The sequence below is a fragment of the Vandammella animalimorsus genome (genome assembly GCF_002285285.1).
Classification (GTDB): Bacteria; Pseudomonadota; Gammaproteobacteria; order Burkholderiales; family Burkholderiaceae_C; genus Lampropedia; species Lampropedia animalimorsus.
Window position 1 is genome coordinate 162,920 of the sequence record NZ_NSJF01000004.1, and the last position, 18,018, is coordinate 180,937.

Consider the following 18,018-nt stretch of genomic DNA (forward strand, 5'->3'; position numbering starts at 1 on the left):
GGGAATCGTCCTATAAGGGGATACAGGTGCAGGCGGCCGGGCGCAATCGCATTGCCTTGCCTGCACAACAGGATTTCGTGGATGTCTGCAGCTTGCCAATGCTGCAATCCATCGGTGGTGCGCGGGGGGGGACTCGAACCCCCACACCATCAACTGGCGTCAGGACCTAAACCTGGTGCGTCTACCAATTTCGCCACCCGCGCACGGTGTTTCGCCGCCGCCCAGGGAAAAGCCCCCAAGGCAAGGCCCGCCTTGCTCGCGGTAAAACCGCAAGATTCTACAGAGGTTTGACTGTGCCCGCGCCAAAGCCCCTGGAGCAGGCCATTCTCAGGACATGAAAAAAACCGCCACCAGGCACATGCCAGATGGCGGTTTCAAGGCGCCAAGCCGCACGGCGCACGGCTCAGCCCAGCCCGAAGAAGAAGCAGGGCTCATTCCTCCAGCGTGATGCGCTTGGCGGTATAGACGTTGCTGCCCGAGCGGTCGAACTCGACGCTGACTTTTTGGCCCTGCTTCAGATTGGCGAAGGCCTGCAGCTCTTCGCTGTAATCGGTCTCGGCATTGGTTTGGAAGGTGATGCCTGCCACCACCAATGTCTTGTTGCTCTGGTTGGCCACGTCAATGCGCCCTTTGAGCGTTTCCGCAAACGAGCTGGTGGCGCAGGCCGCCAGCGCGACGCTGGCCAGTACGGCCAGATGGGTTTTGTTCAAGATGGATTTCATGTCACCCCCTTTTTGGATTGGGTACTGCTGCGCACGCCATACCCGGCGCGCTGCGTGCTTCACTTGGAGACGGCCTGCACCACGTACTGGGCCCCATCGCGCGAGAACTCGATCGTGATCCGATCGCCTGGCTTGAGCTGACCCAGCCCCGCCACGCCCTGGTACTGCGTAGCCTGAGTGGTTTGAAAGGTAATGCCATTGAGCTGGATGGTTTGCGCACCCGGATCAATGGCATCGACGCGGCCCTTCATGGTTTCGGCCGCAGCAGCGCCTGCGGCCACCGTCAGAGCGGCCAATGTCGCGGCGCGGACTTTTTGCATCGTGCTGGGCATGGTGGACTCTCCTTTCCTCAGCAATGGAAGGCTGCGGCAGGCAGGCCGCCTGCCGCACAAGCGGTGAAATTGTAGTCACTTGCCCGCGCCCTGGCGCAGCAGCGATGGCCCATCAGGTATTGAGGCGCTGGCTGACCAGGGAATCGACCACCGACGGATCGGCCAACGTGCTGGTGTCGCCCAGTTGCTCGGGCGCGTTTTCGGCGATCTTGCGCAGGATGCGGCGCATGATCTTGCCCGAGCGCGTCTTGGGCAGGGCAGGCGCCCATTGCAGGTGGTCGGGCGTGGCGATGGGGCCGATGACCTTGCGCACGTGGGCGATGAGCTCTTTTTTCAGCTCGTCCGTGCCCTCCACACCCGCCACCAGGGTGACGTAGACGTAAATGCCCTGGCCCTTGAGGTCGTGCGGGTAGCCCACGGCGGCGGCTTCGGCCACCTTGTCGTGCAGCACCAGGGCGCTTTCCAGCTCGGCGGTGCCGATGCGGTGGCCGCTGACGTTGATGACGTCGTCCACCCGGCCGGTGATCCAGTAGTAGCCATCGGCATCGCGGCGGCAGCCGTCGCCGGTGAAGTACATGCCGGGGTAGGCCTTGAAGTAGGTGTCGATGAAGCGCTGGTGGTCGCCGAACACGGTGCGCGCCTGGCCGGGCCAGGAGTCGAGGATGACCAGGTTGCCCTCGCCCTCGCCTTCGATGAACTGGCCTTCGGCATCGACCAACGCGGGCTGCACGCCAAAGAAGGGCTTGGTGGCCGAGCCAGGCTTGAGGGCGGTGGCGCCGGGCAGCGGCGCGATCATGAAGCCGCCGGTCTCGGTCTGCCACCAGGTATCGACGATGGGCAGCTTGCCGTTGCCGACCACGTCGTGGTACCAGCGCCAGGCTTCGGGGTTGATCGGCTCGCCCACGGAGCCCAGCAGGCGCAGGCTTTGGCGCGAGGTTTTCTTCACCAGCTCGTCGCCGTCGCGCATCAGGGCGCGGATGGCCGTGGGCGCGGTGTAGAAGATGGTGACCTGGTGCTTGTCCACCACTTGCCAGAAGCGCGAGCCGTCCGGGTAGCTGGGCACGCCCTCGAAAATCAGCGAGGTGGCGCCGTTGGCCAGCGGGCCATAGACGATGTAGCTGTGGCCGGTGACCCAGCCCACATCGGCGGTGCACCAGTAGATGTCGTCCTCGCGCAGGTCGAAGACGGCCTCGTGGCTGAGGCTGGCATGCACCAGGTAGCCGCCGGTGGAGTGCACCACGCCCTTGGGCTTGCCGGTGGAGCCGGAGGTGTAGAGGATGAACAGCGGGTCTTCGGCGTTCATGCGCTCGGGCTCGCACTCGGCGCTCTCGCTGGCGGTGATCTCGTGCAGCCAGAGGTCGCGTCCGGCCTGCATGGTCACGTCGCCGCCGGTGTGCTGGAGCACGATGACTTTTTCCACCGTATCCGTGCCTTCTTGCTGCAAGGCGGCATCCACGTTGGCCTTGAGCGGCACCTTGCGCCCGGCGCGCAGGCCCTCATCGGCGGTAATGATGACTTTGGCGCTGCTGTCGCGCACGCGGTCGGCCACGGAGCCGGGCGAGAAGCCGCCGAACACCACGTTGTGGATGGCGCCAATGCGCGCACAGGCCAGCAGGGCCACGGCGGCATCGGGCACCATGGGCAGGTAGATGGTGACGCGGTCGCCCTTTTGCACGCCCAGCTTGCGCAGCGCGTTGCCCAGCTTGCACACGCGCTCGTAGAGCTGGCGGTAGGTGATTTTCTGCGCTGGGGTGTCGGGGCTGTCAGGCTCCCAGATGATGGCGACCTTGTCGCCGCGCTCGGCCAGGTGGCGGTCCAGGCAGTTGACGCTGACGTTGAGCTCGCCATCGGCAAACCAGCGGGTGTGGAAGTGATTCGGGTCGAAGCTGGTGTCCTTGATGACGGTGGGCTCCTTGAACCAGGTCAGGCGCTTGGCCATCCTGCCCCAAAAAGCCGCAGGGTCGTTGACGGATTCGTCATACATCTGCTGGTATTTCTCAGCGGTGATGGTGCCCGGGCCCGCCAGGGCCGGGTTGACGGGGTACAGGTCTTGTGGACTCATGGCAATACCTCTCTCAATCGTTGACATCATTAAAAAATCACATGCCACAGTCCGGCGGGGCTGCTGGCCCACGCCGGACTGCGTGCGCTGGCAAGGCCCAGCGCTTTTCATCTCATTGCGGCCTCAGTGCGAGGCAGCCTTGGCAGCCCCCAGACCCGTTTCCGAGCGCACCTGCTGCGCCGGGAAGGCGGCGCGCTCAGCCTGGGCATTGCGGCTCTTGTCCGTGATGGAGAACAGCCAGATGCCGATGAAGGCCAGCGTCATCGAGAACAACGCAGGTGAAGCATAGGGGAAGGGCGCGGAGCCTTTGGCGTTACCCAGCACAGCCTCCCACACCGAGGGGGAGAGCACCGTCAACACCACCGAGGAGATCAGCCCCAAGAAGCCGCCGAGCACCGCGCCGCGCGTGGTCATGTCCTTCCACAGGATGGAGAGAAACAGCACCGGGAAATTGGCCGAGGCCGCCACCGCAAAGGCCAGCGAAACCATGAAGGCGATGTTTTGCTTCTCGAACACGATGCCCAGCAGCACCGCCACCACGCCCAGCACCAAGGTGGTGATGCGCGAGACCTTGAGTTCCGCCGCGCTGTCGGCCTTGCCCTGCTTGAACACCGTGGCATACAAATCGTGCGAGACCGCCGAAGCGCCCGAGAGCGTCAACCCCGCCACCACGGCCAGGATGGTGGCAAAGGCCACGGCCGAGATAAAGCCCAGGAACACGTTGCCGCCCACGGCATTGGCCAGGTGCACCGCCGCCATGTTGCTGCCGCCGATCAGGCCGCCCTTGGCATCGAGGAACTGCGGATTGGCACTGACCAGCACGATGGCGCCAAAGCCGATGATGAAGGTCAGGATGTAGAAGTAGCCAATCCAGGTTGTGGCCCAGAACACGCTCTTGCGCGCCTCCTTGGCGTTGGGCACGGTGAAAAAGCGCATCAGCACGTGCGGCAGGCCCGCGGTGCCGAACATCAGTGCCATGCCGAAGCTGATGGCCGAGATCGGATCCTTGATGAAATTGCCCGGCCCCATGATGGAGTTCGAGCCCTTGACCTCGACCGAGGCCTTGAACAGGTTTTCAAAGCTGAAGCCATAAGCCTGCATCACCATGAAGGCCATGAAGCTCGCGCCCGCCAGCAGCAGGCAGGCCTTGATGATTTGCACCCAGGTCGTGGCCGTCATGCCGCCAAACAGCACGTACACCATCATCAAAATGCCCACGATGATGACGGCGTAGATGTAATCCAGCCCGAACAGCAGCTTGATGAGCTGGCCCGCGCCCACCATTTGCGCAATCAGGTAGAAGGCCACCACCACCAGCGTGCCGCTGGCGGCAAAGGCGCGGATCGGCCCCTGCTGGAAGCGATAGCCCGCCACATCGGCAAAGGTGAACTTGCCCAGGTTGCGCAGCTTCTCGGCCATCAAAAAGGTAATGACCGGCCAGCCCACCAAAAAGCCGATGGAGTAAATCAGCCCGTCATAGCCATTGGCCATCACCGCCGCCGAAATGCCCAGAAAGGAAGCGGCCGACATGTAATCGCCCGCAATCGCCAGGCCATTCTGAAAGCCCGTGATGCCGCCGCCTGCGGTGTAGAAATCGGCCGCCGATTTGGTGCGCGCCGCCGCCCACTTGGTGATCCACAGCGTGCCTGCAACAAACAAGCCGAACATGACGATCGCCGTCCAGTTGGTGGACTGCTTTTGCAGCTCGCCCAGATCGCCGCCAGCGGCCCAGGCCGCTGCAGAGGCCGCAGCCAGCACCACACCCAGCGCGGCCTGGCGGGCCTGCGCAGCTGTCAAGCTAAAACCCAGTGCATTCATTGGCGCGCCTCCTCCAGAACCTTGCGGGTGAGCGCATCGAACTCTGTATTGGCGCGGTACACGTAAATGCCCGTGATCACAATCGTGAACACGATCACCCCCAGGCCGATGGGAATGCCCACCGTCGTCACCCCCGTGCCCAGGGGCTTGGCCAGGAAAGACTTGTCGAACGCAATCAGGCCGATGTAGCCGTAATAGACCAGCAACATCAGAATCGTCAGCGTCCAGCCAAAGCCATTGCGCTTGCGGCGCAGCAGCTGGTAGTTGGGGTTGTTCTCGATGCGTTGGACCATCGGGTCCGCAGCGTGGCTGTGCAAGGCACTCATGGCAGTCTCCAATCTCATCGTTGTCAGACCGAATGCCGCCAAACAGCGCCGCCCTGGATCCCAGACACACAGTGCCGGCGCAGCATTCGGGCAAGCACCAATTTAGCGGCCTACCCCCTGGGGCCGCCAGACGACTTTAGTCTTAAGGGATTACCCAAATCACGCCAAACGGCGCAGCCAGGACTGCGCCAGCCTGGAGCCGCGCTTTGCCACTACACTACTTCGCCCCCTGATACCCCCATCGCCCGCCGCCCGCCCACAAGGAGCCCGCGTCCGTGATCACCGAACTGGAATTCCAAAGCCTGGCCCGCGAGGGCTACAACCGCATCCCGCTGATGGCGCAGGCCTTTGCCGACCTGGAAACGCCGCTGTCGCTGTATCTGAAGCTGGCCCACGCGCAAGATGGCGGGCGCAACAGCTTCTTGCTCGAATCGGTGGTCGGCGGCGAGCGCTTTGGCCGCTACAGCTTCATTGGCCTGCCCGCGCGCACGGTGTTGCGCGCCAGCGGCTTTGGCGCGCAGGCGCGCACCGAGGTCATCACCGATGGCCAGGTGGTCGAGACCGACCACGGCAACCCGCTGGATTTCATCGCCCGCTACCAGGCGCGCTTCAAAGTGGCGCTGCGCCCGGGCATGCCGCGCTTTTCCGGCGGCCTGGCCGGTTATTTCGGTTATGACACGGTGCGCCACATCGAGCGCAAGCTGCAAGCCAGCTGCCCGCCCGATGACCTGCAACTGCCAGACATCCTGCTGCTGCACACCGAGGAGGTGGCGGTGATCGACAACCTCTCGGGCCGGCTGTATCTGCTGGTCTGGGCCGACCCAGCCCAGCCCGAGGCCTACAGCCGCGCCAAGCGTCGCCTGCGCCAGCTGCGCGAGCTGCTGGCGTGCAGCGTGACCGCACCGCCCTTGGCGCCCTGCGCCAGCCATGCGCCGCTGCGGCGCTTTGCCAAGGACGATTATTTGGCCGCCGTGGCGCGCGCCAAGGAGATGATCGCCGCAGGCGAGTTCATGCAGGTGCAGATCGGCCAGCGCATCGAGCAGCCCTACACGCAAAGCCCGCTGGCGCTGTACCGCGCGCTGCGCTCGCTCAACCCCAGCCCCTACATGTACTACTACCACTTCGGCAGCGCCGCCACGGATGCGCCGCCGGGCCAGGCCGACGATGGCCTGCACGTGGTGGGCGCCAGCCCGGAGATCCTGGTGCGCAAGGAGCGCTGCGAGGACGGGCAGAAAATCACCATCCGTCCGCTGGCGGGCACGCGCCCGCGCGGCGCCACGCCAGAGCTGGACAAGGCCGCCGAGCAAGAGCTGGTGGCCGACCCCAAGGAGCGCGCCGAACACGTCATGCTCATCGACCTGGCGCGCAACGACATCGGCCGCATTGCCGAAGTCGGCAGCGTGCAGGTGACCGAGGCCTTCGTGGTCGAACGCTACAGCCACGTCATGCACATCGTCAGCAATGTCGAGGGGCGGCTGCGGCCCGGCCTGGGGCCGATCGACGTGCTCAAGGCCTGCTTTCCGGCCGGCACCCTCACTGGCGCGCCCAAGGTGCATGCCATGGAGTTGATCGACCAGCTCGAGCCCGTCAAGCGCGGCCTGTACGGCGGCGCCTGCGGCTACCTCAGCTACGCTGGCGACATGGATGTGGCCATCGCCATCCGCACCGGCCTGGTCAAGAACCAGACCCTGTATGTGCAGGCCGCCGCCGGGGTCGTGGCCGACTCCGTGCCCGAGATGGAATGGCGCGAAACCGAACACAAGGCCCGCGCCCTGCTGCGCGCGGCCGAACTGGTAGAAGAAGGATTTGACACATGAACAGCCCCTGCCCGGCCCCCGGCCCCGCAGCCGCCGACGCGCGCCCGGCCATCGAGCGCACCGCCCACTGCACCGACATGGCCCAGGTGCGCGCGCGCATCGACGCGCTGGACGACATCCTCGTGCCGCTGCTGGTCGAGCGCGGCGGCTACATGACCCAGGCCGCGCGCATCAAGGCCACGCAGGAGCAGGTGCGCGATGAAGATCGCATCGCCTTCATCGTCGCGCGTGTGCGCGAACGCGCACTGGCCGAAGGCGGCCAGCCCGATCTGATCGAAGCCATCTACCGCAGCATGATGGAGGCCTACATCGCCTACGAGCACCGCGAGTTCGAGCGCCTGCGCGCGCCCGCCTCTGCCGCCCCCCATGCCCAGGGCTGAGCCGCCCTGCCCCAGCGCCTTCGGCCCGCGGCCATGAAGCTGCTGCACACCTCGGACTGGCACCTGGGCCGCAACCTGTTCGGGCGGCGGCGCCACGAGGAATTTGCCGCCTGGCTGGACTGGCTGGCCGGCACCGTCGAGCGCGAAGCCATCGACGTGCTGCTGGTGGCCGGCGACGTGTTCGACACCGGCACGCCCAGCAACGCCACCCAGGCGCTGTACTACCGCTTTTTGCACCGCGTGGCCGCCGCGCGCTGCCGCCATGCCGTGGTCATCGCCGGCAACCACGACTCGCCCTCGCTGCTGGACGCGCCGCGCGAGCTGCTGCAGGCGCTGCAGGTGCACGTCGTCGGCCAGGCCCGCGCCAGCGCCGAGCAGGAAGTGCTCACGCTGCACGACGCGCAGGGCCAGGCGCAGCTGATCGTCTGCGCCGTGCCCTATCTGCGCGAGCGTGATCTGCGCAGCGCCGAGCCAGGCGAAAGCCCGCAGGACAAGGAACGCAAGCTGCTGCAGGGCCTGGCCGAGCACTACGCCGCCGTGGCCCAGGCCGCGCTGGCGCGCCGCGCCGCGCTGGGCCGGCCCGTGCCCATCGTCGCCATGGGCCACCTGTTTGCCAGCGGCGGCCAGACTTTGGACGGCGACGGCGTGCGCGATCTGTACGTTGGCAGCCTGGCCCAAGTTGACGCAGACCTGTTCTCGCCCGCCTTCGACTACGTGGCGCTGGGCCATTTGCACGTGCCGCAGACCGTGGGCGGCCAGGCCCACATCCGCTACAGCGGCGCGCCGCTGGCCATGGGCTTTGGCGAGGCCGCGCACAGCAAAAGCGTCTGCCTGGTGCAATGGGCCAGCGCCGGTGGTGATGCGCCACCCAGCACCGCGCCCAGCGCCATCACGCTGCTGCCCGTGCCGCGCTTTCAGCCGCTAGCGCGCGTGCGCGGCGACTGGCCTGCCATCGCCCAGCAACTGCAGGCGCTGGGCGCGCAACATCCCCTGCCAGCCCCACGGCCAGCCCCGGCGCAGCAGGCCGCCGATACCACCGCCGACGCCGAAGCACCGCCCGGCGCGCGCCTGTGGCTGGAAGTGCTCTACGAAGGCCAGGAGCTGCTGCCCGACCTGCGCCAGCGCGTGGCCGCCGCCACCGCCGACGCGGCCATCGACGTGCTGCGCATCGCCCAGCCGCGCCTGAGCGCGCAGCTGCTGGCGCACAGCCAGGCCGACGAGAGCCTGCAGACGCTGGACGTGCACGAGGTGTTCGAGCGCTGCCTGGCCGCGCACCAAATCCCCGATGCGCAGCGCGCGGCACTGCGCCAGACCTATGCCCAGGCCCTGCACGAACTGCAGCAGGCCGACCCGCAGGCGCAATGAGCGCCCGCAGCCTTGCCACACCGCCCCCATGCGCATCCTGCACATCCGCCTGAGCAACCTCAACGCCTTGAGCGGCCAGTGGCACATCGACCTCACGCACCCGGCCTACGCCAGTGAGGGCCTGTTTGCCATCACCGGCCCGACCGGCTCGGGCAAGAGCACGCTGCTGGACGCCATCTGCCTGGCGCTGTACGGCCGCACGCCGCGCCTGGCCAAAATCGGCAAGAGCGGCAACGACATCATGTCGCGCCAAAGCGGCGAATGCTTTGCCGAAGTCGTCTTCGAAACCCCGGCCGGGCGCTGGCGCTGCCACTGGAGCCAGCGCCGCGCCCGCAAGCAGCCCGAGGGCGAGCTGCAAGCGCCGCGCCACGAAATCGCCAACGCCGACACCGGGCAAATTCTGCAAAGCAGCCTGCGCGGCGTGGCCGAGCGTGTCGAAGCCCTCACCGGGCTGGACTTCATGCGCTTTACCCGCTCCATGCTGCTGGCCCAGGGCGGTTTTGCCGCCTTTTTGCAAGCCGGGCCCGAGGAGCGCGCGCCGCTGCTCGAACACCTCACCGGCAGCGGCATCTACAGCCAGATCTCCATGCACGTGCACGCGCGCCACAGCCAAGAGCAGCAGCAACTGCAGGCCTTGCGCGCCGCGCTGCAGGGCGTGCAGCCGCTGCCGGCCCAGGAGCTGGCCCAGCTGCAACAGGAACTGGTCGCCCAACAGGCCCATGAAGCCCAGCTGCAGGCCCAGCTGGCCGAGCAGGCCCAGGCCATTGCCTGGCGCGAGCGCCTGCAGCAGCTGCAGCAACAACACGCGCAATGGCTGGCCGCCCAGCAAGCCCTGGAGGCCGAGCAGGCGCGCTTTGCGCCCGAGCAGGCCCGGCTCGACGCCGCGCAGCGCGCGCTGGAGCTGGCCGCCGCCGACGCCGCGCTGCAGGCGCTGCGCCAGGCCCAAGCCAGCGATGCCCGGCAGCTGCAGAGCCTGCAGGCGCACAGCGCCGCGCAGCAGCAGGCACTGGCGCAGGCCCAGGCCGATCAACAGGCCGCCGAGCAACGCCTGCAGCAGGCCCAACAGACCCAAGCCCAAAGCCAGGAACTGCTGCAACAAGTGCAAGCGCTGGACTGGCAGCGCCAGCAGCAGCAGCTCCAGCTCAGCGAGCGGCAACAAGCCCTGCAAGCGCTGCATGAACGCCTGCAGCAACAACAGGCGCAACACCGGCACAGCCTGCAAGAGCAAGCCCAGGCCGAGCAGCAGCTGCAGGCCCTGCAGGCGCAACAGCAGCGGCGCGCCGGCGATGCCCGGCTCGTCGAGGAGCTCTCCGCCCTGCGCGAGCGTATTGCCGCGCTGCAGCAAGGCGCGCAGCAGGCCGCCGCCCTGCGCCACGATCTGACCCAGGCTGAACAGGCCCAGGCCCAGGCCGAAGCGCACCGGCAAGCGAAACAGCAGCAAGCGCAGGCCTGCCAGGCTGGGCTGCAGGCGCAGCAGCAGCAACTGGCCCGGCAGCAGGCACAGCTGGCCCAGCTGCTGGGCCAGCAATCGCTGGGCCACTGGCGCACCCACCACAGCGCCCTGCAAGCCCGCCTGGAGCAACTGGCCCAAGCCCAGGCCGCTGCCAACGAAGCCCGCCAGGCCCAGCAGGCCGCCGCCAACGGGCTGACCCAAGCACAGCACTGCCAGGCCCAGGCCCATGAGGCGCAACAGCGCCAGCAGCAACTGGCCCAACAGCTGCAGGCGCTGGAGCGCGAGCACCAGCTGCTGGAGCAGCAACACCAGCTGGAGCTGCGCATCCAAAGCCTGGAGCAAGCGCGCCACACCTTGCAGGACGGTCAGCCCTGCCCGCTGTGCGGCGCGCTCGAACACCCCTTCGCCCAGAGCCAGCCGCAGCCCAAGCCACAGGCCACGGCCCAGCGCATCCAGGCCGCGCGCGCGCAACTGCAGCAATGCCGCGCCGAGCACACCCAGCAGCAACTGCGGCACAGCCAAAGCCATGAACAGGCCCAGCAGGCCCGGCAGCACAGCCAGCAGCAGCAGCGCGCCCAGGCTGCGCTGGCCAGGCTGCAGGCATTGCACGAGGCCCTGGCCCAGCCGCCCGCCCCAGCGCCCGCTGCCGCGCCTGCCGCACTGCCGCCGCCAACCTGCGAGGTGCAGCAGGCCGCCACCGCCCTGCTGCAGCGCCTGGCCCAATGGCCGGCCGACGCCCAGGGGCCGGAGCACAGCGCCGCACTCGATGCCCTGGCCCAGGCCCTGCACGCCGCGCAGACCGAGCAGGCCGCGCAATACCAGGCCAGCGCACAGCGTCTGGCCGAAGCCGAAGAACTGGCGCAGGCCATCGCCCAAAGCCACGCCCAGCTGGAGCAGCAGCGCCAGGCCGCCGATCTGGCCATGCAGGCCAGCCATGCCGCAGCCGAGCAGCTGGCCAAGGCCCAGCACGCCTTGCAACAACGGCAGCAGGCCCTGCACACCCTGCAGGCGGCGCAGGCCGCGCAGCAGCAGGCATTGCGGCAGGCTCTGCAGGGCCTGCCAGACCAACACGCCCTGCCCTGCTGGGCCGCCGCACCCCACCCTGCGGCCCAAGACCACACCGAGGCCTTGGCCGACGCGGACGAAGTCGATCAACAAAACCTGCAGGCACTGTTGCAGGCGCTGGAGCAGCGCCGCGCGCAATGGCTGCTGCTGCAACAACAACATGGCGCGCTGCAGCAGCAGCTCGCCGCCCTGGACCAGCGCATTGCGCAGCAGGCCCAGCATGCCGAGCAATTGCAGGCGCAATGGGCCGAGCAGCGCAACCAGTGCCAGGCTCTGCAACAGGCCACCGAGCAACTGCAGGCGCAGCGTCAGGCCTTGTTCGGCACGCAGGATCCAACGGCCCAGGCCGAGCGTTTGCAGGCCGATTGCCAAGCCGCCGCCCAGGCGCTGCAACAGGCCCAGCGGCACTGGCAGCAGGCCCAGGCCGCACAGCTCGAACACCAAAGCCGCTGCCAGGCGCTGCAGCAGGCCCAGGCCGATCGCGCACCGCAGCTGCTCGCACAGGCGGCCGAGTTCGCCGCGCAGCTGCAGGCGCGCGGCTTTGCCGATGAGGCCGCCTACCGCGCCGCCACGCTGCCGCCCGCCCAGCGCCAGCAGCTGGCCCAGCAGGCCGAGCGGCTGCGCATCGAACAGGCCCGCCTGCACAGCCAGCAGCAGGCGCTGCAAGCGCAGCGCAGCGCCCTGCAGGCCGAGCGCCCCGACGAGCCCCCGCCGCTGCCCAGCCTGCAGCAGGCCCAGGCCGAGCTGGCCGCGCAGCAGCGCCAGGCGCTGGAGGCGCTGGGCACGCTCAAATCCCGCCTGGCCGAGCAGCAACGCCTGGCCGATCAGCAGCAGGCGCAGCGCCAGGCCATCGAGGCGCAGCAGCGCGAATGCCAGCGCTGGGAGGCGCTGCACGCGCTGATTGGCTCTGCCGATGGCAAGAAGTACCGCCACTTCGTGCAGGGCCTGAGCCTGGCCATGGTGGTGGCCCAGGCCAATCGCCAGCTGCAGAAAATGAGCGGGCGCTACCTGCTGGTGTGCGACCCGGCGCAGCCGCTGGAGCTGAACGTGATCGACAACGACCAGGCTGGCCTGGTGCGCACGACCAAGAACCTCTCGGGCGGCGAGAGCTTCATCGTCAGCCTGGCGCTGGCGCTGGGCCTGTCGCACATGGCCAGCCAGAACGTGCGCGTGGACGCGCTGTTTCTCGACGAAGGCTTTGGCACGCTGGACGACGAGGCGCTGGAGACGGCGCTGGACACGCTGGCCAGCCTGCGCCTGGAGGGCAAGCTCATCGGCGTGATCTCGCACGTGCCGGCCCTCAAGGAGCGCATCGCCACGCAAATCGTGCTCACGCCCCTGCCCGGCGGCCACAGCCGCCTCAGCGGCCCAGGCTGCTCGGCCGTGGCTGCGCCGCCGCCCGCCCCATCCAGCAAACGCCGTGCGGCGCAGTGATGCACACGCCAGCCCGCTGCGCGCCATGGGTCACTGGCCGACCCGCGCCTTGTTCACATTTTCAGCAGGCTGCCGAAATACCTCCGCAAAGAGGTCCTCACCCCCTATCAAGGGACGCCCAACCCCTACCCCGGGCCAAAAGATCGCTTGTAGCGCGTTTAAAGAGGTCACAGTTTCAGCAGTCAGCAGGGCAAAACAGTATTGGCTCTCGTAGCCACCGCCTGCGCCAGTGTTGCGTGCCGAGGCCGGGATGTGCGCCCGGCGGCGCACCTCCTTTTCTTGTCTCGCCAAGAAAAGGAGGCAAAAGAAGGCGACCCCACTGCCCGCGACCCCGGCGCTGCGCGCCGGGGCAACCTGTGCCGATGACCTGCCAGGGCGGATGCTGCGGAAACTCGCTGCGCGGCTGCGCCGCTACGCTCAAACAGCCGCAGCAAAGCATGATGAACAAAGCAGGCCCACTGTGTGTGGGCCTGCCCGCCCTGTCAGGCCAACGGCCCAGGCGCTGGCAGAAGGGGGCTCTGTTCGGGCCATCGCTGCGCTCGGCCCTTGGCTGGGCTGCTTGCCCCCATTTGCCGGCCCCAAAAACAGGCTGTCGATCACCGCACCCGATGGTTGCCAGCCACTGCACGGCACAGCGCGGCCACGGCCTGCTGGCCGCTGCGCACTGCGCCTTCCAGCGTGGCTGGGTAGGGGCCGTGCACGTAGTCGCCGCAGACCAGCAGCCGGGGCCAGGCGCTGCAAGGCTGCTGACCGGGGCGCTGCAGGCCTGCCGTGCAGGCGAAAGTGGCGCGCTTTTCGATGATGCTGGCCACGGGCTGCCAACGGCGCCCCGCCAGGCCGGGCAGGGCCTGGGCCTGGGCCAGCACGCGCTGCGTCAGCGCGGCCTTGTCCAGCGCCGCATCCAGGGTGCTGGCCACCCAGGCCAGCAGGCCGGGCTCGCCCGTCAATTGCTGGCGGTCGAACACATACTGCGCCACGCCGCCAGGCGCCAGCGCCAGCATGGGCCGCGTCAGCACGCTGGGCGATGGCGGGGTCGTATCCACATCTGCTGCGCGCAGGAACACCGTGCCAATGGCCTCGTGGCGCAGCGCCTCGGCCTGTTGCAGCCAGCTGCGCAAATCGGCGCTGGCCGCAGCCCCGGCCCCGGCCGCAGTTTCGATTTCGGCGGCCAGCGGGCGCAGCAGGCGCAGGGCCTCGCCCGCCGGGGTGGCCAGCAGCACGGCGTCGAAATGCTGGCCGTCCAGCAGCCAGCCTGCGCCTGTTTGACCGTCTGCCACAGGCTGCAACTGGTTGATGCGCTGGCCCAGGCGCAGCTGCGCGCCCTGCGCCTGCAGCCAGCGCCATGCAGGCTCGGCCAGCAAGTCGCCCAGCGGCACTGTGGGCAGCAGCAGATCGGCGCTGCCTGGCCCGCCGGCCACGCTGTCTTGCAGCACGCGCAAGAACACCGCGCCGCTGGCCTGGGCCAGTGGCGTGTTCAGCGCGGCGGTGCACAGCGGTTCGATGAGCTGCTGCACCACCGCCTGCGGCAGGCCGGCGCACAGCTGGGCCACGCTGGCCGTGGGCGCACAGGCAAAGCCGGCGCGCTGCCAGGCCTGCAGGCGGCGCAATAGGGCCAGGCGCTCGCCCCAGCTCCAGCCTTGCGCGCGCAGCAGCGCCCAGGCCGTACCCAAGGCCTGGGCCGACGCCTGCAGCGCCGCAGGCAACCGGCTGGGCCAGGCGGGCAGGGCCAGGCCCTGGCCCTGGGCATCGCGCAAATCCAGCGGCAGGCGTTGCAGGCAGCGCGCGGCGTCCAGCCCCAGGGTGCGCATCAGGCTCAGGCTGGCGCGGTAGGCGCCGATCAGAATGTGCTGGCCGTTGTCCAGCCGCAAGGCGGGCTGCCCGCCCGCGCCAGCCAGCGCCACATTGCGCGCCCGCCCGCCAGGCTGGCGGCTGGCTTCGAACAGCGTCAGCTGCGCGCCGGCCTGGCTGGCCGCCACGGCGGCGGCCAGGCCGGCCCAGCCCGCGCCGACCACGGCCAGGCGCAGCCCTGCCAACGTCCCGGCCTGCGCTGTTGCTGCCCCCGCCATTGGCCTGCCTTGCTTGCGCCTTGCGCCGCGCGGCTCAGCGCGGCATGCGCCCCAGCGCCTGCACCTGCCAGGCCAGCCAGAGCTTGCGCAGCGGCGTGAGCTGGATGCGCTGGTGCAGCACCTGGAATTGGTCGCGCTCGATCTCGCGCAGCAAGGTGCGGTAGATGTGCGCCATCATCAGCCCGGGCTTTTGGCTGCGCCGGTCCTGCTCGGGCAGCAGCGCCAGCGCCTGGTCGTAGAGGCGGTGCGCGCGCTCGGCCTGAAAGCGCATCAGCGCGGCAAAGCGCTCCGAGTAGCTGCGCTGGGTGATTTCGTGCGCGCGCACCTCGAACTGCTGCAGCTCGGCCACGGGCAGGTAGATGCGCCCGCGCATGGCGTCCTCGCCCACGTCGCGGATGATGTTGGTCAGCTGAAAGGCCAGGCCCAGGGTGTGCGCATACTGCGTGGTCTGCGCCTGGGTCTGGCCGAAGATGCGCGCGGCGACCTCGCCCACCACGCCGGCCACCAGGTGGCAGTAGCGCTGCAGGCCGGCAAAGTCCAGGTAACGGGTTTGCTGCAGGTCCATCTCGCAGCCTTCGATGATGGCCAGCAGGTGTGCGGCCTCAATGCCCCAGTCCTGCGCGGCGGGCATCAGCGCCTGCATGACCGGGTGGCTGGGCCGGCCGGCGTAGGCATTGGCCACTTCGGAGCGCCACCAGGCCAGCTTGCTGGCGGCCACGCCGGCGTCGCTGACTTCATCGACCACGTCGTCCACTTCGCGGCAGAACGCATAGAAGGCCGTGATGGCCGCGCGGCGCGGTGCCGGGAGAAAACGGAACGCGTAATAAAAGCTGCTGCCCGATGCGGCGGCCTTGTGCGCGACGTACTGCTGTGGACTCATGGGGCGCGATTGTCACACGATGGCTGTGGCGCCAAGGGCTGAGTGGGGCTGGCAGGGGGCTGGTCGCGCGCTTGGCACAGCCGACTGTGCAGGCTTGGAGCGTCGAGGCCGGGATATGCGCCCGGCGGCGCACCTCCTTTTCTTGTCTGGCCAAGAAAAGGAGACAAAAGAAGGCGACCCTGCTGCCTACGTGCCGGGACAGCAGGCAGTAGGGGGCTCTACTCAGCCCGCAGGGGCCAGCAGCAGGCGGTGGATGCGCTGCACGTAGGCGGCCGGGTCGTCTGGCAGGCCGCCTTCGGCCAGCAGGGCCTGGTCGAACAGCACGTGCGCCAGGTCTTCGAAGTCGCCGCCTTCGGCCTGGGCGTCCTGCGCAGCCTGCAGGCGCTGCACCAGCGCGTGGCTGGGGTTGACTTCCAGCACCGGCAGGGTCTCGGGCAGGGCCTGGCCGGCCTGCTTGAGCAGGCGCGCGAACTGGTTGCTGATCTGGCCGTCCTGCACGACCAGGCAGGCGGGCGAATCGACCAGGCGGGTGGTCACGCGCACGTCTTCGGCCTTGCCCTTGAGCACGGTCTTGAGACGCTCGACCAGGGGCTGGTACTGCTCGGCCGCGGCCTGGGCGGCCTGGCGTTCGGCTTCGTCCTGCAGCTCGCCCAGATCCACCGCGCCTTTGGCAATGGATTGCAGCGGCGTGCCGTCGAACTCGTGCACAAAGCCCATGGCCCATTCGTCCACGCGGTCGGTCATGAACAGCACTTCAATGCCTTTTTTGCGGAACAGCTCCAGCTGCGGGCTGCTCTTGGCGGCGGCCAGGCTGTCGGCGGTGATGTAGTAGATGGCCTTTTGCCCGTCCTTCATGCGCGCCTTGTAGTCGGCCAGGCCGACGCTGGGGCTGTCGCTGTGGGTCGAGGCGTAGCGCAGCAGGCGGGCAATGCGTTCGCGGTGCGCGAAGTCTTCGCCCAGGCCCTCCTTGAGCACGGCGCCAAACTGGGCGTAAAAGCGCGCGTATTTGCCTTCGCCCTGGGGCTGGGCAGCATCGGCGGCCGGGGCGTTCTTATCGACCACGTCGGTCACGTCGCCGGCCTGCTCGGCCTGATCGGCGGCGGGCTGCGCGGGCGCTGCGGCTGCATCCTCCTCGGCCAGGCTTTCGAGCATGCCCAGCACGCGGCGCGTGTTGCCGTCGCGGATGGCGCGCACGTCGCGGCTTTCCTGCAGGATTTCACGGCTGACGTTCAGCGGCAGATCGGCCGCGTCGATCACGCCGCTGACAAAGCGCAGGTAAGAGGGCAGCAGCGCATCGGCCTCGTTCATGATGAAGACGCGCTTGACGTAGAGCTTCAGGCCGGCCTGCTTGTCGCGGTTCCACAGGTCGTGCGGGGCCTTGGCCGGCAGGTACAGCAGCTGGGTGTATTCGGTCGCGCCTTCAACCTTGTTGTGGCTCCAGGCCAGCGGCGCCTCGAAGTCGTGGCTGAGGTTTTTGTAGAACTCGATGTACTGCTCGGCGCTGATGTCCTTCTTGGGCCGCGCCCACAGCGCGCTGGCCTGGTTGACGGTCTCCCATTCGCCGGTCTTGACCATGGCGCCGGGCTGGCCTTCCTGCTCGGCCTCCTGCCATTGCTCCTGCTGCATTTGCACGGGCAGGCTGATGTGGTCGGAGTATTTGTTGATGAGCGAGCGCAGCTTCCAGCCGTTGAGGAACTCGCTGGCGCTGTCGCGCAGGTGCAAGGTGATGCTGGTGCCGCGCTGGGCGCGCTCGATGGTCTCGACCTCGAAATCGCCCGTGCCCTGGCTGCTCCAGCGCACGCCCTCGCTGGCGGGCAGGCCGGCGCGGCGCGTTTGCACCACCACCTGCTCGGCCACGATGAAGGCCGAGTAAAAGCCCACGCCAAACTGGCCGATGAGCTGCGCGTCGGCCTGCGCATCGCCGCTGAGGCGGCTGGCAAAGTCGCGCGTGCCGCTCTTGGCGATGGTGCCCAGGTTGTCGATGGCCTCCTGCAGGCTCATGCCGATGCCGTTGTCCTCGATGGTCAGGGTCTTGGCCTGCTCATCGAAGTGGATGCGCACGCGCAGCTCGGCGTCGCCCTCGTACAGCGCGCTGTCGTTCAGCGCCTCAAAGCGCAGCTTGTCGCAGGCATCGGCGGCGTTGGAGATCAGCTCGCGCAGGAAGATTTCAGGGTTCGAGTACAGCGAGTGCGTCACCAGGTGCAGCACCTGGGCCACCTCGGCCTGGAAAGCATGTTTTTTCGTGCTCATGGCGTCACAAGGAATCGATGGGGGAAGAAATGGGGAAATGGGCGGCAG

The 18,018-nt window shown here is 68.1% G+C and carries 12 protein-coding genes and 1 tRNA gene; 4 read left to right on the forward strand and 9 right to left on the reverse strand.

Annotated elements, in window-relative coordinates; translation table 11 throughout:
* Window positions 1-115: 115 nt before the first annotated feature.
* The 6 genes from CK620_RS09040 to CK620_RS09065 all read right to left on the reverse strand — a co-directional run bounded on the left by CK620_RS09040 (window position 116) and on the right by CK620_RS09065 (window position 5,260).
* Window positions 116-203: transfer RNA gene (locus tag CK620_RS09040), tRNA-Leu, on the reverse strand.
* A 228-nt stretch (window positions 204-431) separates the two neighbouring features.
* Complete coding sequence (locus tag CK620_RS09045; protein WP_095539843.1) at window positions 432-722, reverse strand: DUF5666 domain-containing protein; 291 nt, start codon at window positions 720-722, stop codon at window positions 432-434.
* Between the two features lie 59 nt (window positions 723-781).
* Window positions 782-1,054: a DUF5666 domain-containing protein gene (locus CK620_RS09050; protein ID WP_095542945.1), complete on the reverse strand. Its 273-nt coding sequence runs from the start codon at window positions 1,052-1,054 to the stop codon at window positions 782-784.
* A 112-nt stretch (window positions 1,055-1,166) separates the two neighbouring features.
* Window positions 1,167-3,143: an acetate--CoA ligase gene (gene acs / locus CK620_RS09055; RefSeq protein WP_420894219.1), complete on the reverse strand. Its 1,977-nt coding sequence runs from the start codon at window positions 3,141-3,143 to the stop codon at window positions 1,167-1,169.
* A gap of 96 nt (window positions 3,144-3,239) precedes the next feature.
* Complete coding sequence (locus CK620_RS09060; RefSeq protein ID WP_095550029.1) at window positions 3,240-4,934, reverse strand: cation acetate symporter; 1,695 nt, start codon at window positions 4,932-4,934, stop codon at window positions 3,240-3,242.
* Window positions 4,931-5,260 (reverse strand): DUF485 domain-containing protein, encoded by a 330-nt coding sequence (locus CK620_RS09065; protein ID WP_095542948.1) that lies wholly within the window; start codon window positions 5,258-5,260, stop codon window positions 4,931-4,933. The genes CK620_RS09060 and CK620_RS09065 overlap by 4 nt, the downstream gene beginning before the upstream one ends.
* Before the next feature lie 275 nt (window positions 5,261-5,535).
* On the opposite strand from CK620_RS09065, the gene CK620_RS09070 reads away from it, so the two are divergent.
* Genes CK620_RS09070 through CK620_RS09085 form a run of 4 tightly spaced genes read left to right on the forward strand, consistent with a single transcriptional unit; the run spans window position 5,536 to window position 12,774 of the window.
* Window positions 5,536-7,077: an anthranilate synthase component I family protein gene (locus CK620_RS09070; RefSeq protein WP_095550030.1), complete on the forward strand. Its 1,542-nt coding sequence runs from the start codon at window positions 5,536-5,538 to the stop codon at window positions 7,075-7,077.
* Window positions 7,074-7,457, forward strand: a complete 384-nt coding sequence (locus CK620_RS09075) for a chorismate mutase (RefSeq protein ID WP_095550031.1) — start codon at window positions 7,074-7,076, stop codon at window positions 7,455-7,457. The genes CK620_RS09070 and CK620_RS09075 overlap by 4 nt, the downstream gene beginning before the upstream one ends.
* A 33-nt stretch (window positions 7,458-7,490) precedes the next feature.
* Complete coding sequence (locus CK620_RS09080) at window positions 7,491-8,822, forward strand: exonuclease SbcCD subunit D C-terminal domain-containing protein (RefSeq protein ID WP_095550032.1); 1,332 nt, start codon at window positions 7,491-7,493, stop codon at window positions 8,820-8,822.
* Between the two features lie 28 nt (window positions 8,823-8,850).
* Window positions 8,851-12,774 carry an AAA family ATPase gene (locus tag CK620_RS09085; protein ID WP_179290613.1) on the forward strand — a complete coding sequence of 1,308 codons (3,924 nt, stop codon included), beginning with the start codon at window positions 8,851-8,853 and terminating at the stop codon, window positions 12,772-12,774.
* Between the two features lie 596 nt (window positions 12,775-13,370).
* Here CK620_RS09085 and hpnE read toward each other — a convergent pair.
* The 3 genes from hpnE to htpG form a co-directional block, all read right to left on the reverse strand.
* Window positions 13,371-14,840, reverse strand: a complete 1,470-nt coding sequence (gene hpnE / locus CK620_RS09090) for a hydroxysqualene dehydroxylase HpnE (protein ID WP_238946080.1) — start codon at window positions 14,838-14,840, stop codon at window positions 13,371-13,373.
* Between the two features lie 34 nt (window positions 14,841-14,874).
* Window positions 14,875-15,720, reverse strand: coding sequence for a presqualene diphosphate synthase HpnD (hpnD, locus tag CK620_RS09095; protein WP_095542158.1), 846 nt, complete (start codon window positions 15,718-15,720; stop codon window positions 14,875-14,877).
* 222 nt (window positions 15,721-15,942) lie between these two features.
* Window positions 15,943-17,970, reverse strand: a complete 2,028-nt coding sequence (gene htpG / locus CK620_RS09100; protein ID WP_095550034.1) for a molecular chaperone HtpG — start codon at window positions 17,968-17,970, stop codon at window positions 15,943-15,945.
* Window positions 17,971-18,018: the final 48 nt, after the last annotated feature.